Source organism: Hymenobacter psychrophilus, from assembly GCF_900107135.1.
Lineage (GTDB): Bacteria > Bacteroidota > Bacteroidia > Cytophagales > Hymenobacteraceae > Hymenobacter > Hymenobacter psychrophilus.
In genome coordinates, this window is sequence record NZ_FNOV01000002.1 from 57922 (window position 1) to 81186 (window position 23265).

Annotated in this window: 24 protein-coding genes; 13 read left to right on the top strand and 11 right to left on the bottom strand. The window is 59.6% G+C overall.

Annotated features, from left to right (window positions below):
• Nucleotides 1-131 precede the first annotated feature (131 nt).
• Nucleotides 132-1352 carry a metallophosphoesterase gene (locus BLW21_RS02720; RefSeq protein ID WP_092737675.1) on the top strand — a complete coding sequence of 407 codons (1221 nt, stop codon included), beginning with the start codon at nucleotides 132-134 and terminating at the stop codon, nucleotides 1350-1352.
• On the opposite strand, the gene BLW21_RS02725 is transcribed toward BLW21_RS02720, so the two are convergent.
• Both BLW21_RS02725 and BLW21_RS02730 read right to left on the bottom strand, forming a co-directional pair.
• Nucleotides 1321-2259 carry a diacylglycerol/lipid kinase family protein gene (locus BLW21_RS02725; RefSeq protein ID WP_245711789.1) on the bottom strand — a complete coding sequence of 313 codons (939 nt, stop codon included), beginning with the start codon at nucleotides 2257-2259 and terminating at the stop codon, nucleotides 1321-1323. The genes BLW21_RS02720 and BLW21_RS02725 overlap by 32 nt on opposite strands.
• A 110-nt stretch (nucleotides 2260-2369) precedes the next feature.
• Entirely contained in the window at nucleotides 2370-3179 is an 810-nt protein-coding gene (locus tag BLW21_RS02730) for a M48 family metallopeptidase (RefSeq protein ID WP_092737677.1), read from the bottom strand.
• 171 nt (nucleotides 3180-3350) lie between these two features.
• Between BLW21_RS02730 and BLW21_RS02735 the strand changes: the two genes are divergently transcribed.
• The gene (locus BLW21_RS02735; RefSeq protein WP_092737679.1) at nucleotides 3351-3545 is read left to right on the top strand and encodes a hypothetical protein; all 195 of its coding nucleotides are present in this window, start codon (nucleotides 3351-3353) and stop codon (nucleotides 3543-3545) included.
• A 98-nt stretch (nucleotides 3546-3643) separates the two neighbouring features.
• On the opposite strand, the gene BLW21_RS02740 is transcribed toward BLW21_RS02735, so the two are convergent.
• Nucleotides 3644-4492, bottom strand: coding sequence for a murein L,D-transpeptidase catalytic domain family protein (locus BLW21_RS02740; protein WP_092737682.1), 849 nt, complete (start codon nucleotides 4490-4492; stop codon nucleotides 3644-3646).
• Nucleotides 4493-4621: 129 nt separating this feature from the next.
• Here BLW21_RS02740 and BLW21_RS02745 point away from each other — a divergent pair, with 129 nt between their 5' ends.
• Complete coding sequence (locus tag BLW21_RS02745; protein WP_139255062.1) at nucleotides 4622-5023, top strand: hypothetical protein; 402 nt, start codon at nucleotides 4622-4624, stop codon at nucleotides 5021-5023.
• Between the two features lie 167 nt (nucleotides 5024-5190).
• Here the strand turns inward: BLW21_RS02745 and BLW21_RS02750 are convergent, their stop codons facing one another.
• Together BLW21_RS02750 and BLW21_RS02755 are read right to left on the bottom strand one after the other, a co-directional pair.
• A complete protein-coding gene (locus BLW21_RS02750) occupies nucleotides 5191-5589 on the bottom strand; it encodes a hypothetical protein (protein ID WP_092737686.1) in 399 nt (132 codons plus the stop codon).
• A 357-nt stretch (nucleotides 5590-5946) separates the two neighbouring features.
• Entirely contained in the window at nucleotides 5947-6420 is a 474-nt protein-coding gene (locus BLW21_RS02755; RefSeq protein WP_092737688.1) for a DUF4199 domain-containing protein, read from the bottom strand.
• Nucleotides 6421-6716: 296 nt separating this feature from the next.
• On the opposite strand from BLW21_RS02755, the gene BLW21_RS02760 reads away from it, so the two are divergent.
• Together BLW21_RS02760 and BLW21_RS02765 are read left to right on the top strand one after the other, a co-directional pair.
• Nucleotides 6717-8339: an ABC-F family ATP-binding cassette domain-containing protein gene (locus BLW21_RS02760; protein WP_092737691.1), complete on the top strand. Its 1623-nt coding sequence runs from the start codon at nucleotides 6717-6719 to the stop codon at nucleotides 8337-8339.
• Nucleotides 8340-8463: 124 nt separating this feature from the next.
• Nucleotides 8464-9303 (top strand): hypothetical protein, encoded by an 840-nt coding sequence (locus BLW21_RS02765; RefSeq protein WP_092737693.1) that lies wholly within the window; start codon nucleotides 8464-8466, stop codon nucleotides 9301-9303.
• A gap of 122 nt (nucleotides 9304-9425) precedes the next feature.
• Here BLW21_RS02765 and BLW21_RS21030 read toward each other — a convergent pair whose 3' ends face one another.
• The gene (locus BLW21_RS21030; protein WP_019946626.1) at nucleotides 9426-9584 is read right to left on the bottom strand and encodes a lmo0937 family membrane protein; all 159 of its coding nucleotides are present in this window, start codon (nucleotides 9582-9584) and stop codon (nucleotides 9426-9428) included.
• On the opposite strand from BLW21_RS21030, the gene BLW21_RS02770 reads away from it, so the two are divergent.
• The 3 genes from BLW21_RS02770 to msrA all read left to right on the top strand — a co-directional run bounded on the left by BLW21_RS02770 (nucleotide 9583) and on the right by msrA (nucleotide 11552).
• Nucleotides 9583-9804, top strand: a complete 222-nt coding sequence (locus BLW21_RS02770) for a hypothetical protein (RefSeq protein WP_092737695.1) — start codon at nucleotides 9583-9585, stop codon at nucleotides 9802-9804. The two genes, BLW21_RS21030 and BLW21_RS02770, sit on opposite strands and share 2 nt — an antisense overlap.
• Nucleotides 9805-9926: 122 nt before the next feature.
• Complete coding sequence (locus tag BLW21_RS02775; RefSeq protein WP_092737697.1) at nucleotides 9927-10814, top strand: 3-hydroxyacyl-CoA dehydrogenase family protein; 888 nt, start codon at nucleotides 9927-9929, stop codon at nucleotides 10812-10814.
• A 198-nt stretch (nucleotides 10815-11012) separates the two neighbouring features.
• Nucleotides 11013-11552, top strand: coding sequence for a peptide-methionine (S)-S-oxide reductase MsrA (gene msrA / locus BLW21_RS02780; protein ID WP_092737699.1), 540 nt, complete (start codon nucleotides 11013-11015; stop codon nucleotides 11550-11552).
• A gap of 82 nt (nucleotides 11553-11634) precedes the next feature.
• Here msrA and BLW21_RS02785 read toward each other — a convergent pair whose 3' ends face one another.
• Complete coding sequence (locus tag BLW21_RS02785; protein WP_092737701.1) at nucleotides 11635-12438, bottom strand: hypothetical protein; 804 nt, start codon at nucleotides 12436-12438, stop codon at nucleotides 11635-11637.
• 291 nt (nucleotides 12439-12729) lie between these two features.
• Nucleotides 12730-13548 carry a 2,3,4,5-tetrahydropyridine-2,6-dicarboxylate N-succinyltransferase gene (locus tag BLW21_RS02790; RefSeq protein ID WP_092737703.1) on the bottom strand — a complete coding sequence of 273 codons (819 nt, stop codon included), beginning with the start codon at nucleotides 13546-13548 and terminating at the stop codon, nucleotides 12730-12732.
• A 142-nt stretch (nucleotides 13549-13690) separates the two neighbouring features.
• Here BLW21_RS02790 and BLW21_RS02795 point away from each other — a divergent pair, with 142 nt between their 5' ends.
• From BLW21_RS02795 to BLW21_RS02815, 5 genes are all read left to right on the top strand, one after another.
• Entirely contained in the window at nucleotides 13691-14923 is a 1233-nt protein-coding gene (locus tag BLW21_RS02795) for a glycosyltransferase family protein (protein ID WP_092737705.1), read from the top strand.
• A gap of 96 nt (nucleotides 14924-15019) precedes the next feature.
• Nucleotides 15020-16039, top strand: a complete 1020-nt coding sequence (locus tag BLW21_RS02800) for a 3-oxoacyl-ACP synthase III family protein (protein WP_092737707.1) — start codon at nucleotides 15020-15022, stop codon at nucleotides 16037-16039.
• A 116-nt stretch (nucleotides 16040-16155) separates the two neighbouring features.
• Nucleotides 16156-16815 (top strand): metal-dependent transcriptional regulator, encoded by a 660-nt coding sequence (locus BLW21_RS02805; RefSeq protein WP_092737709.1) that lies wholly within the window; start codon nucleotides 16156-16158, stop codon nucleotides 16813-16815.
• 103 nt (nucleotides 16816-16918) lie between these two features.
• Nucleotides 16919-18334, top strand: coding sequence for a tRNA uridine-5-carboxymethylaminomethyl(34) synthesis GTPase MnmE (gene mnmE, locus BLW21_RS02810; protein WP_245711790.1), 1416 nt, complete (start codon nucleotides 16919-16921; stop codon nucleotides 18332-18334).
• A gap of 285 nt (nucleotides 18335-18619) precedes the next feature.
• A complete protein-coding gene (locus BLW21_RS02815) occupies nucleotides 18620-19915 on the top strand; it encodes a citrate synthase (RefSeq protein ID WP_092737711.1) in 1296 nt (431 codons plus the stop codon).
• A 137-nt stretch (nucleotides 19916-20052) separates the two neighbouring features.
• Here BLW21_RS02815 and BLW21_RS02820 read toward each other — a convergent pair whose 3' ends face one another.
• From BLW21_RS02820 to BLW21_RS02830, 3 genes are all read right to left on the bottom strand, one after another.
• Nucleotides 20053-20421, bottom strand: a complete 369-nt coding sequence (locus BLW21_RS02820; protein WP_092737713.1) for a hypothetical protein — start codon at nucleotides 20419-20421, stop codon at nucleotides 20053-20055.
• A gap of 186 nt (nucleotides 20422-20607) precedes the next feature.
• Nucleotides 20608-20976 (bottom strand): hypothetical protein, encoded by a 369-nt coding sequence (locus tag BLW21_RS02825; RefSeq protein WP_139255063.1) that lies wholly within the window; start codon nucleotides 20974-20976, stop codon nucleotides 20608-20610.
• Between the two features lie 335 nt (nucleotides 20977-21311).
• The gene (locus BLW21_RS02830; RefSeq protein ID WP_245711791.1) at nucleotides 21312-23261 is read right to left on the bottom strand and encodes an OmpA family protein; all 1950 of its coding nucleotides are present in this window, start codon (nucleotides 23259-23261) and stop codon (nucleotides 21312-21314) included.
• Nucleotides 23262-23265 lie beyond the last annotated feature (4 nt).

The following is a 23265-nucleotide window of genomic DNA, read 5'->3' on the forward strand; positions in this document are numbered from 1 at the left end:
AAGAACGTTAGCTGAGCTCGACCGATGCATATCTGCCGCTGGCAAACCAACGCCAGCGTAACCAAGCGACAAAGCGGTGCCGATACGTTGCCTGAGTTCAGCATGACGGTTCCTTTACCAGGCGTCAACCGATGACTATCCACTACTTATTTTACGCCTTACTGTTCCTGGCCGGGCTACTGACCCTGTGGCTGGCGCGGCACTACATGCGGGAGCGAAACTACCGGCGACGCCCCTACGTGGCCCCCGCTGAACACGACTGGGCCAGCCGGCCCCGGCCCAGCCACCCACCCCGGCACCGCGTGGCCCTGCTCGGCGACCCCGGCGCCGTGGCCACCGACGGCTCCGACCCCGTACTGCAACTGCTGGAGCAATGGCAGCAGGAAACCGGTCCGGCCGGCACGGTGGTACTGCTCGGCGACAACATCTACCCCGTGGGTTTGCCGGCCGCCGGGGCCCCGGGCCGGGCCGCCGCCGAGGCTCGCTTTAGTGCCCTGCTGTCTGCGCTGAGCCATTTTGCGGGCCGCGTAGTGCTGCTCAGCGGCAACCACGACTGGAACAAGGGCCGCCCCGACGGCTGGCAGTACCTGCGGCGCCAGGAAGCGTACGTTCGCCAGCACCTGCCCACTGCCCACTACCTGCCGGCCAATGGTGCCCCCGGCCCGGTCAGTCTGCAGCTCGATGAAGGCTTGCTCCTGATTGTACTAAACACCCAGTGGTGGGTGCAGAACGGGCCCCGCCCGGCCGCCGACGCGCGCCAGCCATTCCAAGAACTGCGGACGCTGCTCGAAGCCAACCGCCACCAGCAAGTGCTGGTAGCCGGCCACCATCCGCTGTACTCCAATGCTATGCACGGGGGCAAGTTCACGGCCAAGCAGCACGTTTTTCCGCTCACGACGGTGAACAAGCGGGCGTATGTACCGCTGCCGTTCATTGGCTCGCTGCTGCCGCTGTACCGCAAAACCGTGGGCGCGGCCGAAGACATGGCGCACCCCCGCTACCGCAAAATGCGCCGCCGCCTGCTGCGGGTGCTGCGCGACTTTCCCGGCGTCATCTACGCCGCCGGCCACGACCACAACCTGCAGTATTTCGAGCGCGACGGCGGACACTACCTCGTAAGCGGAGCGGGCAGCAAAACGGCCTTTGTACAGGCCGGCGGACGGGCCACATTTGTGCACGAGCACCAAGGCTTTTTCGGCCTCGACTTCTACGGCCCCCGCCAAACCTGGCTCCGTACCTACGAGCCGCCCACGGGCACAGCCGAAGTGTTCCGGCTGCAGCTCAGTCCCACGCCCGAGGCCACCGCGCCGACGGCCCATGCTACGGGCGCGGCAGCCTGGCCCCGGCCGTAGCGGGCGGCACCAGCACCCGCAGGCTGCACGGCTGCAGGCTGATTTCAACCGGGCAGGGCAGCATGTATGGTTCGCCATCGAGCTGCACCAGCACCTGCCGGGCCCCGGCTACTGTAATGCGGGCACGGTGGCAGCTCAGCCGCTGGGTGTAGTCCGAATCATCAAAATTACTGGTGTAGAGGCGGTAGAGCAGGCCCGGCACCGCTATACCCGGGAAAGGCGCAATCAGGCAGATTTCAAACTCGCCATCGTCCAGCGCACGGCCAGGGTTGATGACCACGTTACTGCCGAAGGTGTTGGCGTTGGCAATGGTCAGCATAAAGGCTTTGCCCTGCCAGGTGCCGTTGTCGGTTTCGATTTGGTAGGTGGCGGGCTGATAGCCGGCGTACTCCCGGGTGGCGATGCGCACGTAAGCCCCGGGCCCACGCACGCCGCCTTCGGCAAAGCGCTGCACTACGCAGGCATTGAACCCCATATCGGCCAGATGTACCGTAAACCGGCCGCCTACCCGCAGTGTATCCAGCTGCCGGATATCGTGCTGCCAGATAAGGCCCAGCGCCTCGTTCAGTGTTAGCGGAATGGCCAGGTCTTTCGCCATACCGTTGCCTGAGCCCAGCGGCAGGATACCCAACGGCACCGTGCTCCCGGCCAGCGCCTCGGCTACCAGGCTCACCGTGCCGTCGCCACCGGCGGCAAACACGGCATCGAGCGGCGAGTCGGTGGCCAGCAGGGTACGCAGGCGAATTATATCCTGGTCGCCGGTCGTGTCGAAGAACTCGGCCCGACGGCCCCGCTCGGCGCAGTACGCAGTGATGGTGGCGCGAAGCTGGCTTTTGTTGATGTCGCCCGATATGGGGTTGAGCACGAACAACAGCCGCTTCAGTTGGCCTGAAGGAAAAGTTTGCATAGCGTAGCAACAGGAACTGGCTGGTAGAGCGCCGTTCGTCCTCTAAACGACCATAGCCGGCAGATAGCCGGCTATGCGAAGTAAATAAAACGGTGCGGCTGCCACCCTACCTAAGGCTTAAGGCCTGCCGGCAGGCCCTGGGGAAAATCAGCAGCAATATCGCGCTGAATCTCCTGGATACGGTTGCCCGGGTTGGGGTGAGTGCTAAGAAACTCGGGTGGGCTGCTGCCCTTATTCCCGCGGTCCAGAATCTCCATCACCTGCAGCATGGCACGCGGGTCGTAGCCGGCAGGGGGCGTAAAGTCCACGGCCAGCCGGTCGGCTTCCAGCTCATCTTCGCGGCCGTAGCGCATCGTCAGCAGCTTGCCCACCATGGCGGCAGCGGCGGCGCTGGCGGCCGTACCGGGCCGTTCGGGGTCGTAGAGGCCAATGGCGGCGGCCCCGGTCAGGCCGTTGGTGAGCTTCGACTTAGCTACTTGTTCGGCCGAGTGCCGGGCCACTACGTGCCCGATTTCGTGGGCCAGTACGCCGGCCACCTGGCCTTCGGTCGTCAGGTTTTTCAGCAGGCCGGCCGTAATGAAAATCTGCCCGCCGGGCAGGGCAAAGGCGTTGATGGTGTTCTCATCAGCCAGCAGATGAAACTGGAACCGGTAGGGCGTCTGGCGGGCCTTGGTGCTCTGCACGATTTGCTGGCCGATGCGCTCTACTGCTGCCTGGGCCTGCTGGTCGGGGTGCAGGCCGCCGTATTGGGCCGCCATTTCGGGAGCCGCCTGCAGGCCGAGGGCAATTTCCTGGTCGGCCGACATATTGACGTGCTGCACCTCGCCGGTCACCTCATTTTTCTGCGTGTTGCAGTAGTAAGGAATAAAGGCGAAGGCGGCCATCACCAGGGCCAGTAAGTATCGAATGTTACCGCGCATGATACAAGGGAAAGGAATGGAAGAAAAGGAGCTTGGCGTTTCGTAACGCGACTGTGCGGTTATGGTTGCGCCCCCATCCGAAACCAAATAATCCCCAGCCCACGTATCAGGCTCCATACCGAGCTCTTTCCCTTTCGGTTTTCCCCTATCTCACCCTTCTTCTTCTTGATTATGAATCAGAAACGCACTTTCGGCAGCATCCTCACCATTCTGGGCATTATTGGCATTGTATGGGCGGCGCTGGCCTTCCTGCAGATTGGGGGCATGGGCCTGAGTAAAATGAATTCACTCGTACCCTTCGTTGTGGGCCTTATTTTCTTCTTTGCCGGCATCAACTTAGTGCGCACTACCAGCGACCGGGCCTAAGCAGTAGCCCAATCCAGCTAACAGAAAAGCCCGCCGCCGGTACGTACCGGCGGCGGGCTTTTTTTATAAGAAAACCCGACACAATTCGTCGGCCACGGCTAGCCTGGACGCGAAACCAACTGCTGCTGCCCCCGGGCAAAGGCCAGCAGCGCGGCATCCAGTTCCAGCAGCGACGAGCGGTAGCTGGCCTCCGTCGGACCATGAATGTAAAGCACCGTACCGCCCTTTATCGTGCGGATAATAGCGGATGATTCGGCCGCCGGCAATGCCGGGCAGCCCTGGCTGCGCCCCAGCCGGCCGTGCCGGCTCACGAAATCCTGGCTCACGTAGTCGGCCCCATGTACCACAATGGCCCGGCTCCGGGCGTTGGTGTTGTAGCCCGCATCCACGCCCCGCAGCCGCAACGACAGGCCGTGCTTGCCTTGGTACGTGGGACCGGTAACGTAAAAACCAAGGCTGCTTTTCTCGGAGCCCTCGACGTTGGAAAAGTCACGGGCATACTCCTCGCCCGTATTCTTACCGTGTGCCACCAGCGTGTGATGGAGCAGCCGGCCCGTGGCTATATCCACCACCCACAGCCGCTCGCGGTTGCTCGACTGGCTGAAATCGGCAATGCTGATTGTGTGCGAGCCGGCCCCAATCTGGCCCTGCTGCTGCAGGTTGTAGAAGCCCAGCAGCGCCTGCCGGTATACGGGCAGCGGCAGCGCGGCGGCCGCCAGCCCGGCCCCGATGTAGGTGCGGGCCACGTGCTGTTCGAATGCGACCAGGAAGCTGGCTCGCTCGGTAGGGCTCAATAGTGGAGTTCCGCCAACCGGGCCGAAGTTATCCGGTGTGGTTGCCACCCCGGCGGGCACGGCCCTCAGCCCAGCCGAAACCTGCCCGGCGGGCATGAGGCCACAAAAAAAGGTCAGGAGAAATCCGGCGGTCAGCGTCGGCAACTTCATCATGGGCCTGCGGTAAGCGTTACGGGAAGCAGAGAATTTGGCGGTAACTTGCAACGGCACCTGGTAGAGGCCAGACCAAAATTAGCATTTTTTTTCTGCACAACTGCTGCCGGTTATCTGGCTTTCCTGCTCATGAAACTCCTTACTTTGTGCTTCCATCGGCTATTATTGCCAGCAACGCTATTCGCGCTTACCAGCTGCGGCCACGCATTGCCGAGCCTGCCCGGTTTCGATGCTGCCGCCTGGAAAGCCGACCCCTACGGCTGCCGCGGCCAGCGCGCCACCCTCTTGCCAATACTCGAAAAGCATCGTACCGAGATATTTGAGGCCCGCATCAACGATATAACCAAACTACTGGGACACCCGGACGAGGAAGAATTGGGCGAGCAGAGCGACAAAGTATACATCTATTACGTGGCGCCCGGTACGCAGTGCGCCCCCAGCCACCCACGTGCCGCCCCCAACCGCGTGATGTTGCGCAGCGGTGCTACCGGCACCGTTACCGAGGTTATTCTGCCCGTACAGAATAAATAGAAAAATAGCACTATTTATCTATAATAAGAGGCTTTGTTACTCGTTTATTAGTAGCCCACTGCATTACAGTTGGCCGCCATGGCCCCAATGGTTTCGGCCGCCCCCGAATTCAATCGAGGGCGGCCGAAACCATTGGGGCCATGGCGGCCGGATACAATGAGAAGTACTTAGCCTAGGCCGCCTTCCGTGTCTGATAACGGTGCCGGAGTAGCGGGCTGTTGCCCGCGCATCAGGCTGAGTTGCGAAGGCGTTAGGATGCGGCTGCACTCTTTATCGTAGTGCGACTGCAACTCGGATAAGGCCTGCTGCATTCGTGAAGGGTTTTCGTGGTATTGCCACTGAATTTCGTCGGCCTGAGCAACTTTGATGCTGTTGATTTTGCGCAGGTGAACAATCTGGGCCTCATTGAGCCGGAGCTGGGCTGTCATTTGCTTGGTAAGGGCTTCAGCTTCCGCAACTGTCGGGTCGGCGCCTTCGGCGCGCTCAGCGTACTGTTCCTTCATTTGAGCCTGCGCTACCGAGCCCAGACTGCCGAGAAAAAGAAGGGTTAGAAAGAGCGCTTTCATGGTGGGTAAATGCTATGGTGCTGGGAGGCTGAAAAGTCAGCTGGGGGTAGAACCAACTAAATCTCCGGAAAATTCCACCCTTCCATTTATATCATGCAATAATATACATTAAAAGCCACATTACCTTCATTCATCATAAATTTAAGTAAACTATATATTGAAATAGTTTAGTTTATATATCTTCCTCTGAAGTGCCTTCCCGCGCAGTTCTATTGGTATGTTGAGTCGGCATACCCTATAGTAACTTATTGAACACCATAACGCTTGCTGCAACGCATAGCCTGGCTATTCTAGTATGCCTAAGCCCTCCAGAACATGGTTCTGGAGGGCTTAGGCATACTAGAATAGCCGTTTCGTTTACTCCAGACCTGTCATGGGCTTATGGTCGGGGCTCTTGTAATACTGCATGGCAATGAGTGAAATAATCATGCCCAGCATGGCACCCTGCAGGACGATGGCCAGGAAGGCAATAGTAACCGACAGATCGTAGCCGAACAGATCCTGCGCCTGCAGGCCATCCATAATGCTACGGTTGATGACACCGGCATAAAGGATGAAGAACAAGCCGAAGGCAACGGAAGCGACCAGCGCCGTAATAATGCCCGTACCGAAACCCGCCAGATACACTATCCGGCCGTTACCACTGCGCTTATAGCGCGCAATGGCAAAGCACACGCCCACGGCCAGAATCACCCCGTTGAGGAAACTGAATTCGATCCGGTCGGCCAGATTGATGAACGAGGCGGCCACGAAGTAAACCATCATTCCCAGTGACGTATAAAGGCCGTAGCGGACGCCGTTGGTTTCGGGGGTAATGCTGGAATCAACCATAAGAATAGCGTGAGGAGTATGGGTGGAAGAGGAGAACTTATCGGCCCGGACGACGCGGCCCCGGAACCAGTAGGGCCAGCCAGCCTGTTGGTTTGCTGCGGCTAGGTTAGGGCTAGTACACTTTATACCAGCTTGGTAGGCGTCTTGTTGTCGTTTGCCGCCATTTTTTACCCGCTCCGCCCGTTGTAAGGCCCGACAACTTAACGTCCAGGGCAATTTCCGTACTTTTGCGGCCAGCTACCCAGCTTGCAGTGCCGGGGGCCACCTGTTGCTTTCTTTTTTGCCTACTCCTTTCTATGATTAGCACCTCCAACGTAAGCCTGCGCTACGGCAAGCGCGTTTTGTTTGAAGACGTTACCATCAAGTTCATGCCCGGCAACGTGTACGGCCTCATCGGGGCCAACGGGGCCGGTAAGTCCACGTTCCTGAAAATCCTGTCGGGCGAGATTGAAGCCAACACCGGCGCGGTAGATATGCCCAAGGGTTCGCGCCTGTCGGTGCTCCGGCAGGACCAGTTTGCGGCCGACGCCTTCCCGGTGCTCCAGACCGTGATTATGGGCCATACCCGCCTTTGGAAGGTGATGGAGGAAAAGGATACGCTATACGCCAAACCTGATTTTTCCGACGCTGATGGCGAGCGGGCCGCCGAGCTGGAAGGCGAGTTTGCCGACCTTGAAGGCTGGAACGCCGAGTACGAGGCGGCCGAGTTGCTCTCGGGCCTCGGCATTGCCGAAGACAAACACCAGACCCTGATGGGCGACTTGGGCACTTCCGATAAAGTACGGGTGCTGCTGGCCCAGGCCCTGTTCGGCAACCCCGATGTGCTGCTGCTCGACGAACCCACCAACGGTCTTGATGCCGAAACGGTCCTTTGGCTTGAAAACTTCCTCGACTCGTTCCAGAATACGGTAATTGTGGTTAGCCACGACCGCCACTTCCTCGACGCGGTGTGTAATTACATGGCCGACGTTGACTTCTCGAAGATTACGATGTACCCCGGCAACTACTCGTTCTGGTACGAGAGCAGCCAGCTGGTGCTGCGCCAGCGCCAGGATGTGAACAAGAAAACCGAGGACAAGCGCAAAGAGCTGGAAGAGTTTGTGCGTCGCTTCTCGGCCAACGCCAGCAAGAGCAAGCAGGCTACTTCGCGCCAGAAGCTACTCCAGAAGCTGACGCTCGAAGAAATCAAGCCCAGCTCGCGCAAGTACCCCTACATTGCCTTCAAGCCCGAGCGCGAGGCGGGCAACCAGCTGCTGACGGTGGAAAACCTGAGCGCTAAGGTGGACGGGCAGACCGTGTTCCGCAACGTGTCGTTCATGCTCGACAAGGGCGACAAAGTGGCCCTTGTGAGCCGCGACGACCGCGCTGCCTCCCTCCTGTTCGATATTCTGTTCGAGCAGACCAAGCCCGCTACCGGCGAGTTCAAGTGGGGTACTACTATCACGCCCAGCTACTTCCCCAAGGAAAACACCGAGTTCTTCGACACCGACCTGAACCTAGTGGATTGGCTGCGCCAGTACAGCACCGAGAAGGATGAGTCGTTTATCCGCGGCTTTTTGGGCCGCATGCTGTTTTCGGGCGAGGAGTCGCTCAAGAAGAGCAACGTGCTGAGCGGTGGCGAGAAAGTGCGCTGCATGTTGAGCAAGATGATGATGGAAGGCGGCAACGTGCTCACGCTCGACGACCCGACCAACCACCTCGACCTGGAAAGCATTACGGCTCTCAACAACTCGCTACAGGAGTTCAACGGCACGCTGCTGTTTGCCTCGCACGATTTGAAGGTGATTGAAACCGTGGCCAACCGCATCATCGAGCTGACGCCCGGCGGCGTTATCGACCGCCGCATGACGTACGAAGAGTACTTGGCCGACGACAACATCCGCGAGCAGCGCCGGCGCATGTACCAACTGGTTTCGTAAGTTTAGCGGCAGAACTCAGCCTGAATACGGGAAAGGTGAAATGGTGCGTTATTGCAGAGCAGTAACGCACCATTTCACCTTTTTGCGCGTTGCAGCTTACCCACATTCCTAGTTTATTCTCTACATGAAACACCTCCTGTTTTTGCTGCTGCTGGGCGGAGCCGGCCTCGGGCTGGCCCCAACTGCTGCCCACGCCCAAACCACGCCGGCCGATACCACCCGCACCGTGAAGCCGCAGCTGAACACGGCCCCGCCCGGCGCGGCGCCCGCCCGGCCCCGGCGGGTGCCGGCCACGACTCCTGTCGAGCCGCAAGCGGCCCCCACCGCGCCACCCGTGTACCAGCCCGACCCCAACGTGCCGGCATCGCAGGCGCCTGCCTACGACCCCAACCGGCCGTCGGGCCTGGATTTGCCCCAGCGGCCGGGCGTGGCGCCCCCCCCGCCCCCGTTACGCAAGTATTTTCTGTATACCAATTTCGGGCTGGGCTACAGCAGCTACGCCGGCGACGGGCAGTTTAATGTGAGCGTATCACCGGCCATCGGCTACCGGGTGTCGGAGAAGTTTGCCATCGGACCGGGCATCAGCTACTCCTACATCAACGTCACCTATTCCCCTTTCAACCAGCAGTACTACGGCTACCCCGATAAGATACAGTACAACAACCTCGGGCTTAAAGGCTTTGCGCAGTTCATCGTGTACAAGCAGTTTTTCCTGCACGCAGAGTACGAGGTAACCCGCCTGCGGGGCAAGGCCACCGACTCATTCGGCAACGTGTACACCAGCAACACCACGGCTACCACCCCGCTGGGGGGAGCCGGGTATCGCACCCGGTTTGGCGAGCGGTTCGCAGCCGATCTGGTGGTGCTCTACAACTTCAACGACGGCATCGATAACCAGGGCAACCGCAACTCGCCCTACGGCCAGCCGGAAATCCGCTTTAATTTCCTCTTCGATCTGAAGTAAGGGAAGCAGTGCTTGGCTTCGGTCGATTTACCACACAAAAAATCCCCGCTCAATTGTTTGAGCGGGGATTTTTTGTTTTTCGGAATCAGATATTTCCAACCCAGTTGGAAGCCAGACGGTGGTTAGACCGCGCTACCGCCTCTGATGACGCGCAGCAGGATAACGATGATGGCGATTACGAGCAGTACGTGGATGATGCTACCGGTAAAGAAGCCGCCGAAGAAGCTGATAGCCCAGATGATGACCAGAATGACGGCGATGATGTACAACAGATTACCCATGGTTGAAAAGGAAGAGAGTGGGGAAAAAGGGGAGAGAGAAAAAAACAGCGTTTCCGATTCGCAGTGGATGATTAGCGGCCCGGAAGCCATTCTGCGGGTTTGTACGCGCACCTTTGCCCAAAAGGTTTTATTCAGCTTCATCTATTTTTCACTACCAGCGGATAAAGCCCTTTCTAAGCCCTGTCAGGGGTGTTTTATAGGCTACAAAAAAAACATGTAGTTCGCCCTACCTGAACCTACCGGATTGGGCGAGCCCGGGTTTCGATGTAGCTTTGCGAAGGCGCGCCCAGACCTTAGTTCCGGCGCGTTGCCGTTTCTTCCCACCCCCTTTTTCGCACCTTTATGAACGTTGCCGTTATTGGCTCGGGCACGATGGGCAATGGTATTGCCCACGTATTTGCCCAGCACGGATTTGCCGTCGCCCTCATTGATATCAACCAGCCGGCCCTTGACAAGGGTCTGGCCACTATCGGCAAAAATCTCGACCGGCAGGTAAGCAAAGGCAGCCTTGCTGAGACCGACAAAACAGCTACGCTGGGCCGCATCAGCACCCACACGAGCCTCTCGGAGGGCGTGCTCAACGCCGACCTGGTGGTGGAAGCCGCCACCGAGAACGTGGAGCTTAAGCTTAATATATTCCGCGAAATCGACCAGTACGCCCCCGAGCACGCTATTCTGGCCACCAATACTTCGTCGATTTCCATTACCCGCATTGCGGCCGTTACCAAGCGCCCGACCCAGGTTATTGGCATGCACTTCATGAACCCGGTGCCGGTGATGAAGCTGGTGGAGGTTATCCGCGGCTACGCTACCTCCGATGAGGTGACGGCCCGGGTGATGGAGATGTCGCGGCAGCTGGGCAAAACGCCCACCGAAGTTAACGACTACCCCGGTTTCGTGGCCAACCGCATCCTGATGCCCATGATCAATGAGGCCATCATCACGCTGCACGAAGGCGTGGCCGGCGTCGAGGAGATTGACACGGTGATGAAGCTGGGCATGGCCCACCCCATGGGCCCGCTGCAGTTGGCCGACTTTATTGGCCTCGATGTGTGCCTGGCCATTATGCGGGTACTGCACGACGGCCTGGGCAACCCCAAGTACGCCCCCTGCCCGCTGCTGGTAAATATGGTAATGGCCGGCCGTCTGGGCGTAAAGTCGGGCGAAGGCTTCTACTCCTGGACCCACGGCACCAAGGAACTAGTGCTGGCCGAGCGCTTCAAACGCTGATTAAATCACAGCTGTTGAATCGCGGATGTTGCAGATGAAAAGGATTACGCAGATTCGTTTTAAGTCGGTTGTTCTCTGCGCTGGCACTATAGCAATATTTTGAACAGCTACCGGCCCATGCGCGTTATAGGGGCACCGCAGAAAGAATCTGCGTAATCCTTTTCATCTGCAACATCTGCGATTTAACATCCGTGATTTATGGAACAAGCTACATTTGGCGGCGGCTGCTTCTGGTGCACCGAAGCTGTATTTCAGAACCTGAAGGGCGTGGAGAAAGTCGTGTCGGGCTATACCGGCGGACGCATTTCCAACCCCACCTACAAAGAAGTGTGCAGCGGCCTTACGGGCCACAACGAGGTCATTCAGGTTACTTATAACCCGGCAGTCATCAGCTACCAGGACCTGCTGGAGGTGTTCTGGAAAACCCACGACCCCACCACCCTCAACCGCCAGGGCAACGATGCGGGCACCCAGTACCGCTCGGGCATCTACACCCAAACCGACGAGCAGCAGCGCCTGGCTGAAGCCTACAAGCAGAAGTTGGCCGATGCCAACGCCTTCGATGGCCCCATCACCACCGAAATCATACCTCTGCCGGAGTTCTACCCGGCCGAGGCTTACCACCAGAACTACTACAACCAGAACCGTAGCCAGCCCTACTGCCAGTTTGTGGTGAAGAGCAAGGTCGATAAGGTGAAATCGGTATTCGGCGATAAGCTGAAAAGCGAAGTAGCATAAGCACATAAAGTGAACAGCCGCAGAAAAGCGGTCATCCTGAACTCAGGATGACCGCTTTTCTGCGGCTGTTCACTTTATGTGCTTATACCTGCTGATCCGTTGCTTCAATCTGGAAAGGGCCTTGGTCGCGGCCGAGGGCGTAGAAAGTAGCCACCTGATTCATCAGGGTGCGCGTGTAGAGGTCGAGGTCGCGGGTTTCGATAATCTGGTCGTTGCGCACGATGATGAAGCTGACCAGCTCGCCGGGGTAAGCCCCGTCTTCGCCTACTTCGGGCAGGGCGTCGAAGGGCGAGTGCGAGCGAATCGGAATAAACTCCTGCTTGGGCAGCGTCATCAGGGTTTTAGTGCCGAACGGTACGAAGCCTTTGATGGCCGAGTAATGGTAGTGCGGGTTCCAGACCCAGCTGCCATTGAAAATGTAGTACTCATCAGTGCCCAGGCGCAGAAACTCACGCAACGACACGTTTACGGCTACGCGCCAGTTGCTGCGTTCCTGCAGGCTCTGCTTGATAATGACCAGCCGCGTAGGGTCGGGCACATCGGTGAGCTGCTGGGTGAGGCGGGCGTGCACCACCAGCTCGCAGCCGGCATACAGGTTGAGCAGCTGCTGACGCCACGCGTTCGGCCCGCCCAACTGGTAGGCATCGGCGCGGGTGAACTCGAAGAAATTGTGGGTATAAGGCCCGGCCAGGGCCACACCGTCGCGGCCGTTGGGCTCGGCCCACTCTACCAGAAAGCAAGGCCGGGTACGACCATCTACCCAGGGCAGTTCGCGGTTGAAAGCGACACGGGTCTGGACAGTTTCCGGGTCGAGGCTCAGCTCCTGAGCCACGTAGTCGCGCACTTCCTCGCGGGCCTGCGCGGCCGATACGACATTCTTAATCACAGATGGTGCAGGTGTTGCTGATAGCGCAGATTCGTGCTGGCTTCGGATGGAAAAATGATTGGATGACGCAGATTCGGGTCGTGCCGGGCGGATGACGCGTCGTTCGGTTGGCGCTAACGGAGGCCGAAAGCTAGTTATCAAAACTTCTCAAAGATAGGTAGCCAACCAATAAGCCGGTTATCCGCTCATGGGCTGGCCACGACTTTAAGCAAATCTAGGTTATCCAGCCATTCTTTCATCCGAAGCCCGGAACGCATCTGCGCTATCGGCAACATCTGCACCATCTGTGATTTAGATGGCCACGTTGTGCTCGCGCAGGGCGTCGTTGAGGCTGGTTTTGAGGTCGGTGCTGGGCTTGCGCTGGCCGATGATGAGGGCGCAGGGCACCTGGTATTCGCCGGCCGCAAACTGCTTGGCCACCGAGCCCGGAATAACCACCGAGCGGGCCGGCACGTGGCCCCGGTACTCCTTGGGCTCGGCACCCGTCACATCGATAATACGGGTACTGCCCGTGATGGTCACGCCGGCCCCAATAACGGCCTCCCGGCCCACAAAGCAGCCTTCGACCAGAATGCTGCGCGAGCCCACGAAGGCCCCGTCTTCGATGATAACCGGCGCCGCCTGCACGGGCTCCAGCACGCCGCCGATGCCCACGCCGCCACTCAGGTGCACGCCGGCGCCAATCTGGGCGCAGGAGCCCACGGTGGCCCAGGTGTCCACCATCGTGCCCTCGCCCACCCAGGCGCCGATGTTCACGTAGCTGGGCATCAGGATAACGCCCGCGGCCAGGTAGGCGCCGTAGCGGGCCACGGCCGGCGGCACCACGCGCACGCCCTGGCCCTGGTAGTCGGTTTTGAGGCGCATTTTGTCGCGGAACTCGAAGGGGCCGACTTCGATGGTTTCCATCTGACGGATGGGGAAATAAAGGATGACGGCTTTTTTCACCCAGTCGTTCACCAGCCAGCCGCCATCGGCCTTAGGCTGGGCCACGCGCAGGCGGCCCTTGTCGAGCTCTTCGATAACGTGCTCAATGGCTTGCAGCGTGGCGGGCTGCTGCAGCAGGCTCCGGTCGTTCCAGGCGGCTTCAATCAGGGGTTGCAGGTCGGTCATTTGAATGGTTGTTGCGGGGGTTGATTTTGGGCTTAAAGGTAACGCATGCCGGCCGAGGGCCCGATTATCCGGCCAGCAATAAATTTCGCAGCAGCCAAAACCCACCTAATAAGAGCCAAAAAACCGCATCTTCGCCCCCATTATGCCGCCCGCCCTCACCATTCTATTCGCCTCCGTCCTCAAGCCCCTCGACGATACCCGAATGCTGGGCAAGTTCGGGCGGACCCTGTCGCAGCGGCCCGGCGTTCAGGTGCACGTGGCGGGCCGCGCCGCGCCCCGGCCGCCCGACCTGCCCCCCAACCTGCAGGTGCATGGGCTGCTACGCGGCTCCCGCCTGAGCCTGGCGCGGCTGCGGGCCCAGTGGCGCTACTGGCAACTGCTGCGGCGGCTGCAACCAACGGTGGTGTTTGTGCACGCCCCCGAGCTGCTGCCGGCCACCGTGCTCTGGCAGTGGCTGGGCCGGGGCCGGCGCTTTATATATGATGTGCGCGAAAACTACGCCCTCAACATCCAAACCCAGGCCGTGTACCCCCCCTGGGCCCGCCACCTGCTGGCCGGACTGGTGCGCCGCCTCGAAACGCTGGCCGCCGCCCGCGCCGCCGCCGTGCTGCTGGCCGAGCGCAGCTACGCCGCCGAGTTGCCCTTCGCGGCCGGAGCTGAGGTAAGGCCTGCGGCCACCGCAGCCTACGCTGCTAGTCCCCCCCTCTCAAAAAACGAGACACAAGCAACGAGAACTGCCCGCCCGGTTCTCATCATCGAAAACAAGTACCAGCCTTATGATGCAGTGCCGGCCACCTGGCCACGGCGGCTGCCCGAGGTTTCGGAGCCGCTGCGGCTGGTGTACTCGGGCACTATTTCGGAGCTGAACGGGGTGTGGGAGGCGTTGCGGTTTACGGCTCACTTGCGCACGGTGTGGCCGCTGGCTCACCTGACCATCATCGGGGCCTGCCAGCAGCCGGCTTTGCTGGCGCGGCTGCAAGCGGCCGTGGCGGCGGCGGGCGGGGCCGTTACGCTGGTGGGCGGCGCAGCACTGGTACCCCACGCGGCCGTGGTGGCCGAGTTGCGGCGCAGCCACCTGGGGCTGCTGCCCTACCGACCGCACCCCAGCACGGCGCGTTGCGTGCCCACCAAGCTGTTCGAGTACCTGGGCCTGGCCCTGCCGCTGGTGCTGCCGCCCAACCCGCTCTGGCAGCCGCTGGCCGAAGCTGCCGGGGCGGGCCTAGCCTTCGATTTTCAGCAGGCCACCTACCCACCGGCCGCCGAGCTGGCGGCGGCGCTGCGAGCGGGTACGTACTACCCGCAGGGGCCGCCGCCGCTGGCCTTCTGGGAGCCGGAAGCCAAAAAATTATCGGCGCTACTGGATTCTATTGGGTAACTACCGACCTTAGCAGCCCGTTTACGGAACCGGCGCCGTTTTTCTTTACCTTCGGCGTCTGCTATATTCCGCACTGTTCCGCAAATCCCTCCCCCGATGAACAACTCTCTCCGCAACTCTGAAATTGCCGGCGTCGGCCACTACGTGCCCGAGCGCGTGGTTACCAATGCCGACCTCACCACCCTGATGGACACCACCGACGAGTGGATTCAGGAACGCACCGGCATAAAGGAGCGGCGCTGGTTCACGGAAGGCACCGATACCACCTCCAATATGGGGGCCAAGGCGGCCCGCCGCGCCCTGGAAATGGCCGGCCTCGAGCCCGACGATGTGCAGATGATTGTGTTTGCCACGCTTTCGCCTGACTACTTCTTCCCGGGCTCGGGCGTGTTGCTGCAGCGCGAACTGGGCATTAAGGCCCCCGTGCCGGCGTTCGATGTGCGCAACCAGTGCTCGGGCTTCGTGTACGCGCTAAGCATGGCCGACCAGTTCATCAAAACCGGCATGTACGACAACGTGCTGGTGGTAGGCTCCGAAATTCACTCCTCAGGCCTCGATATCAGCACCCGTGGCCGGGCTGTTTCTGTTATTTTCGGTGATGGCGCCGGGGCCGTCGTGATGCGCCCCTGCACCCGCGAGGGCCACGGCGTACTGAGCACCCACCTGCACGCGCAGGGCGAGCACGCCGAGGAGTTGATTGTGAAGGAGCCCAGCTCGAACCGTCAGGACCGGACCGCGTTTATTCAAAACCTGGAGAATGAGGTCGACCTCTACCCCATCATGAACGGCCAGAACGTGTTCAAGCACGCCGTGGTACGCTTCCCGCAGGTGATCAAGGAGGCCCTCGATGCCAACGGCTACCAGCCCCAGGACCTGGACATACTCATCCCGCACCAGGCCAACCTGCGCATCACCCAGTATGTGCAGCAGAAAATGGGCCTCTCCGACGACAAAGTGTTCAGCAACATCCAGCGCTACGGCAACACTACCGCCGCCTCGGTGCCCATTGCCCTGAGCGAGGCCGTGCAGGAAGGCCGCATCAAGCGCGGCGACCTGGTGTGCCTGGCCGCTTTCGGTTCGGGCTTCACCTGGGCCTCGGCGCTCATTAAGTGGTAGATTATTAATTCTGAATTATGGATTATGAAGTATGAATTGGTCGTTCACCAGCTCGCCAAGTGGCAGTTGAACGACCAATTCATACTTCATAATCCATAATTCATAATTCCCAATGAATGCCTAGTTTCACCGAGGAAAACTATCTGAAAGCCGTTTACAAACTCTCGGAGTTTCAGCCGGGCACCGAGGTAAGTACCAATAGTGTGGCCGAGGAGTTGCAGACCCGGCCCGCTTCGGTGACCGATATGCTGCGCCGGCTCGGCGAGAAAGGCCTCGTTAATTACACCCGCTACCGGGGCGTTACGCTCAGCGAGGCCGGGCGCAAGGTGGCGCTGGCTACCATCCGCAAGCATCGGCTCTGGGAGGTTTTCCTGGTAGAGCACTTCGGGTTTCACTGGGATGAGGTGCACGATGTGGCCGAGCAGATGGAACACGTAGATTCGGAGCTGCTGGTGCGCCGCCTCGACGAGTTCCTGGGCTTCCCGCAGCTTGACCCGCACGGCGACCCGATTCCGACGGCTGAGGGCGTGCTGCACCGCCCCGAGCACCGCCTACTGGCCGACCTGCGCCCCGGCGACCAGGGCCGCGTGGTATCCGTCCGGAACACTTCCGCCCCCTTCCTGCAGTACCTCGACAAGGTGGGCGTAGGCCTCGGCACCCACATTGAAGTACTGGACAAGATATTATTCGACAATTCATTGGAAATCAAGATCAATCAAGAAGGTAAACAGCTCATTTCGGCTGAGGTAAGCCGCAACCTGATGCTTACGGATTGACGTTGAAAGTCAAAGAGAAAATGTAAAAAGTAACAGCCGTAGAACGTCAGCATCAGGCTCGTTCTACGGCTTTTCTCTTTGACTTCCTCCCCGCCGTATCTTTGTGGCCCCATCATTCCAAACTGCCGTGGCCGCCGACCTGCCCCTTTCGCTCTCCGATACTATCGTGGCCCTCTCAACTCCGCCCGGGGCCGGGGCCATTGCTTTAGTGCGCCTCTCGGGCCCCCAGGCCATAGCCATCACCGACGAGGTATTTGCCGGTAAGCGCCTGGCCGAGCAGCCCGGCCACACGCTGCACTACGGCACCCTGCGCGACGGGGCGCAGGTACTGGATGAGGTCGTCGTGTCGCTCTACCGGGGCCCTCACTCCTACACCCGCGAAGACGTGGTGGAAATCAGCACCCACGGCTCCGACTATATTGTGCGGCAGGTGCTGGCGCTGCTGCTGCGCCACGGTGCCCGCCTAGCCGAAGCCGGCGAGTTCACCAAGCGCGCCTTCCTGCACGGCGCCCTTGACCTGGCCCAGGCCGAGGCCGTAGCCGACCTGATTGCCGCCGACTCGGCCCTCAGCCACCAAGTAGCGCTACGCCAGATGCGGGGCGGCTTCTCGCGCGAGCTGCGGGAGCTGCGCGGCCAGCTGGTGCATTTTGCGGCCCTGTTGGAGCTGGAGCTGGACTTTGGGGAGGAAGACGTAGAGTTTGCCGACCGTACCGGGCTGGTGGTACTGCTACAGGAAGTACAGGCGCTGGTGCGCCGGCTGCTGCGCTCCTTCGAGCTGGGCAACGTCATCAAAAACGGCGTGACCACCGTTATTGCCGGCCGGCCCAACGCCGGCAAAAGCACTCTGCTCAACGCCCTGCTCAACGAAGACCGCGCCATCGTATCAGAAATAGCCGGCACCACCCGCGACCTGATTGAGGACGAGGTAAGCATCGAGGGCATCCGGTTCCGGTTCGTGGATACGGCCGGCCTGCGCGACACCACCGACGTGGTGGAAGCCCTGGGCGTGGAGCGCACCCGCCAGCGGGTGCAGCAGGCCGCGCTGGTTGTTTATCTGTTTGATATTACGACTACTTCGCTTGCTGAACTTCAAGCGGAGATTGAATCTCTGAACCTACCTGCTGGCGTAGGTGTGCTGGCGGTGGGCAACAAGCTCGACCTGGCTTCCGAAGACCAGACTACTCCCTTCCAGGCCCGGCCCGACACGTTGCTGCTGGCCGCCGGCCCGGGCATTGGTATTGAGGAGCTGCGCGCCTCCCTGCTGGCCCGCGTCCGCCTCGACGGCCTCGACCAGACCGGAGCCAGCACCATCGTCACCAACCTGCGCCACGCCCGCAGCCTGGAGCAGGCCGACCGCCACCTCGACGCCGTGCTGGTGGGCCTGAGCACCAATGGCGGCACCGAGCTGCTGGCCGCCGACCTGCGCCACGCCCTCGGGGCGCTGGGGCAGATAACGGGCGAAATCAGCTCCGACGACCTGCTCACCAGCATCTTCACCCAGTTCTGCATCGGCAAGTAAGCGCACTTTCTTGGGTGGCCGGGCGTCGCAGGATGCTGGGGCCGGACTGGCTGACACTCGAGGTGTGCGCAATGGGAGCTACTATAAAAAAAGCCGGCCCACGCCGTAAAAAAACGGGGTTTATGCCGCATTTATCGGCCCGGCGGCGTTTCTTTGCGCTTAGGCGGTTGGCAAACAACCACCCCATCCGGTTTGTACTATACTCAGTAACCGCCGGCCGCATGGCCGGCTTGCCGGTTAATTCTTTAATTTCGCCCTGTACCCCCACTTTTCAACCTACGCTTTATGGCAGAATCTGCTGAACTGACGCTCAACGGGCAGTCGTACATACTCCCCGTAATTGAAGGCACTGAGCACGAAAAGGCTTTCGACATCAGCAAGCTCCGCGACCAGACGGGCTACGTTACGCTCGACCCCGGCTACAAGAATACGGGAGCCTGCAAAAGCGCCATCACCTTCCTCGACGGCGAAGAAGGCATTCTGCGCTACCGCGGCTATCCGATTGAGCAGCTGGCCGAAAACTCCACTTTTATTGAAGTTGCCTACCTGCTGATTTACGGCAAGCTGCCCACCCAGGGCGAGCTCGACGCCTTCAGCTCCCAGATTACCCAGCACACGCTGGTGCACGAAGACGTGCGCAAGATTTTTGACGGCTTCCCGTCGGCGGCCCACCCGATGGCCATTCTGAGTTCCCTCATCTGCTCGCTAACCGCCTTCTACCCCGAAAGCGTGTCGCCCGACCTGAGCAAGGAGGAAATCGACCTGAACGTGATTCGGTTGATGGCTAAGATTTCGACCATCGCGGCCTGGACCTACAAAAACAACATGGGTCATCCGCTCAACTACCCGCGCAACGACCTCGACTACTGCTCCAACTTCCTCTACATGATGTTCAGCTTCCCCACGGAGAAGTACGAAATCAATCCTGTAGTCGTGAAGGCGCTCAACAAGCTGCTCATCCTGCATGCCGACCACGAGCAGAACTGCTCGACTTCGACCGTGCGCCTCGTGGGCTCGGCCAACGCCTCGCTCTACGGCTCGGTTTCGGCCGGCATCAACGCCCTGTGGGGCCCGCTGCACGGCGGCGCCAACCAGGAAGTGGTGGAGATGCTCGAATCTATCGAGCGCGATGGTGGCGACACCCAAAAGTGGATTGACAAGGCTAAGGACAAGGACGATTCGTTCCGTCTGATGGGCTTCGGCCACCGGGTGTATAAGAACTTCGACCCCCGCGCTACCATTATCAAGAAGGCTGCCGATGACGTGCTCAAGGCGCTGGGCCTCGAAGCCAGCCCCCTGCTCAAGATTGCCAAGGAACTGGAACAGGCTGCCCTCACCGACGAGTACTTCGTGCAGCGCAAGCTCTATCCCAACGTCGATTTCTACTCGGGCATCATCTACAAGGCCATCGGCATCCCGACCGAGATGTTCACGGTTATGTTTGCCCTGGGCCGCCTGCCCGGCTGGATTGCCCAGTGGAAAGAAATGCGCACCAACAAGGAACCCATCGGCCGTCCGCGCCAGATCTACGTGGGCGAAACCGAGCGCGACTACGTGGCTATCGACCAGCGTACTGCCTAAGTCAGCAGTTAGCAGGCCGCTTAGCCGATTAGCAAACCATATAGTACTCCATAAAAAAAGCCCGCATAAGCGGGCTTTTTTTATGGAGTACTATATTCGAGCAATGCCTGAGGCAACGCTCGTTAAGCCATTGTCAATCAACGGATATTAACAGCTGTAAATTCGGATTTAAGACCGTCGTAGACAGCAAGCTGCTTAGGTTGTAGCAGGGCAGCTACATCCCATTCGTAGCGCTGCAGCAAATCAGCCAAAGACTGGTCGAGGTTGGCGGGCTCAGCTTTGAGTTGCTTGCGCAACATTGCCATCTCGGAGAGTAGCCCCACATTGAGGCGACGCAGTTTTACGTATTGACCTTCGCTGAGCTGGGTGCGCTCGGCAATGCGCCAAGTCATTACGGTGGCCCGCTCGGCCAGAGTGGGTTGTTCGCCGCCATCGGCCTGGGCTACGGTTGGGGTTCCGGATGCCATCAATGCTACGAGGGCCAGTAGAGTAAGCACGTTCTTCATAGTTGTAGGAGGTTTGGTGGAAAAATCAGTACCTGTCCAACTGCACTATCCCTTCACTGTCCAGAATTGTCTTATCAAGATACTACTTAAATATGATATAAGCAATATAAATTTTAACAGTACGACAACCGGGCTTCAGCCCACGGTCCAACTCCAGCGGAGCCGGACCGTGGATGCTCAGGCCTGCTACTTCGACAGCGTACCCAGCGCCGTCATACTGACGCGGTGCTGGTCGAACAAGGACCGCTGTGCTGGCCGTAGCATGTCGAGCAGAGCCATCTCATAGTAAAGCTGGGCATCGGCCAGGCGCTGGTCGAGAATAGGCTGCTCGGCGGCGAAGCGGGATTTGAGGTCTTCCTGCTCACTTAGCATGCGAATGTTAAGCTGCTTGAGGCGCAGGTACTGACCTTCATCGAGCCGGATACGGTCAGCAATGGCACGGGTGAGGGCCGTTGCGCGGGCCGTAATGCTGGTGGGGTTATCTGTGCGTAAAGCAGCCAGCATGATACCCGGAGCCGCGACAAGCAGACAAACGAAAAGTGCAACTTTCTTCATGTGGAAAAGGGTGAGAAGATTGAAAAATGATTGCTTAAGGCTGTTAGCAGCGAATTGCGCTATAAATAGTACAGTTGCTGCCACTCCCACTGGCGCCGGCTGCTTTATGGGAATAATCAAATGTACACCAAAATGTTAAACTATAAAATGTTTTTTTATAACTATTCTAATCAATAACTTTTATTATAATTATTTACAGCCCTCATTATCAAGCTATTGATAATGCTATGAAAAAGAAAAACTCCAATCAAAAAAAGTGCAATTACTAGTGTAATTGTCCTTTTTTGATTGGAGCTGGGAGCAAAAACTACCCGTTCAGGCCACGTTTGCCAGCATTACAGAATTCGGATCTCGATACGGCGGTTCTGTTGGCGGTTGTCTTCGGAATCATTGGGAGCAAGCGGGCGGGCCTCACCGTAGCCCTTGTAGCGCAGGCGGGCGGCCTCCACGCCCTGGCTCAGCAGGTATCGGTATACCGACTTGGCCCTGTTCTGCGACAACACCAAGTTATCGTTGTCGGACCCCACGTCGTCGGTGTGGCCCGATACTTCCACCTGAATAGTAGAATACTGTTTCATGAAGCTCACCAGCCTGTTGAGCTCAGTGCGTGACTTGGGCTTGAGCTCGTACTGGCTCACATCGAAGAACAGGTTGTTGAGCACCACGCTACGGCCTGCGCCCACCGGGTCGAGGTAAAGGTCGAGGGTGAGCGGGTCGAAGCTGCGGCGGCTGCTGTAGTCGAAGCTGAGGCTGCGCAGCAGGTATTTATCGGCGGCCGCATACATGGCATACTGACGACCTTCATTGAGCACCACGGTGTACTCGCCGGTTTCAGCGTCGGAGTTCACGTACTGCACCAGTTCGTTGGTATTGAGGTCGTAAAGCTGCACGTCGGCAGCAAGAGGCTTTTTGGTGACAGCATCGAACACCCGGCCCTGGGTGTAGGTACTGGTTTCGCGGGCCCGCACGCTGCTGGGCGCCTCAAACGAGTACAGCTCCACCGGCTGGTCGCGCTGGCGCTTCACACCCGGCTCGGCCGTGCGCCAGCGCGAGCAGAAGCCCCGGCGATTGTCGGAGCTGATAAATAGCGAAGCCTCGTTCTCAAACGTATTGAGCGGGTAGCCCAGGTTGCGGGGCGCTTCCCACTTACCATCGGTGGCCAGCTCGCAGCGGTAAATATCGAGGCCACCCATGCCCACCAGCCCGTCGGTGACATAGTAGAGCGTGGTGCCGCTAGCATGGATGAAGGGGGCCATATCCTTACCCGGCGTGTTTACGGGCGCACCCAAGTTGCGGGCGGGTGTCCAGTTGCCCTGCTCGTCGAGCGTGGTCACGTAAATGTCTTCCTGCCCCTGCCCGCCGCGCCGCACGCTGGTAAAATACAGCGTGCGTCCATCGGCCGAAAGCGTGGGCTGGGAGTCCCACTCAGACGAATTGACGTTGCGACCCAGGTTTTCGGGTTTGCTCCAGCTGTTGCCGGTGCGCCGCGAAATGTACAGGTCGCAGTTGCCTACCGAGTTGGGCCGGTCGCAGGAGGCAAATACCAGCGTTTTACCGTCGCCGGAAATAGCCCCTGCCCCCTCGTTGAACGAGGTGTTGATGGCCGGCGAGATGGGGGCTGGCGCGCCCATGGTACCATCAGGGTTCTGGCGGCTTATAAACAGGTCTTCGTCGCTGTCGGAAGTGGGCCGGCCCGTGAAGAGCAGAAAGCGGCTATCGGCGGTGAGCACTGGGAAATACTGAAACCGATAGGTATTGAGCGGCTCGGGCAAGCGCGTGGGTTCGGGGCCGGTGGGCGCGGCTATGGCCTTAGCGGCGAATTCGCAGTTGAGCAACTGGCGCCGGGCCTGCGGCGTATTGCGCTGGCTTTTAGGAGCCGTTTTAAGGAACTTCTGGTACGCGTCGGCGGCCGTGGTGTACTCACCGAAACTCATGGCCAACTCGCCCAGCATAAAGTAGTCGTTGGTGCGGGCTGCATCGACAGGTAGCTTGGGCAGTCCGGTGCGGTAGGCTTCGAAAGCCGCCTGGTTTTCGCCCATGGCCTTAAGCAAAGAACCCCGTAGCAGATACGGCTCGCCCAGTGAAGGGAATTTCTGGGTGAGTTGGTCGAGTGTTTCGAGTGCCTTGTTAAAGTCACGGGCCTTGGCCTGCCCCTGGGCCTTATCCCAGAGGCTGCGGGCCTTGGTGTTAGTAGAGCTGAGCCGCGCCTGCGCCGCGGCCGGCCGCGGCGCAAGGCCACCGGCAGTCAGCAGCACCACCAACAACACGAAGAGCGAACGACGCATACAA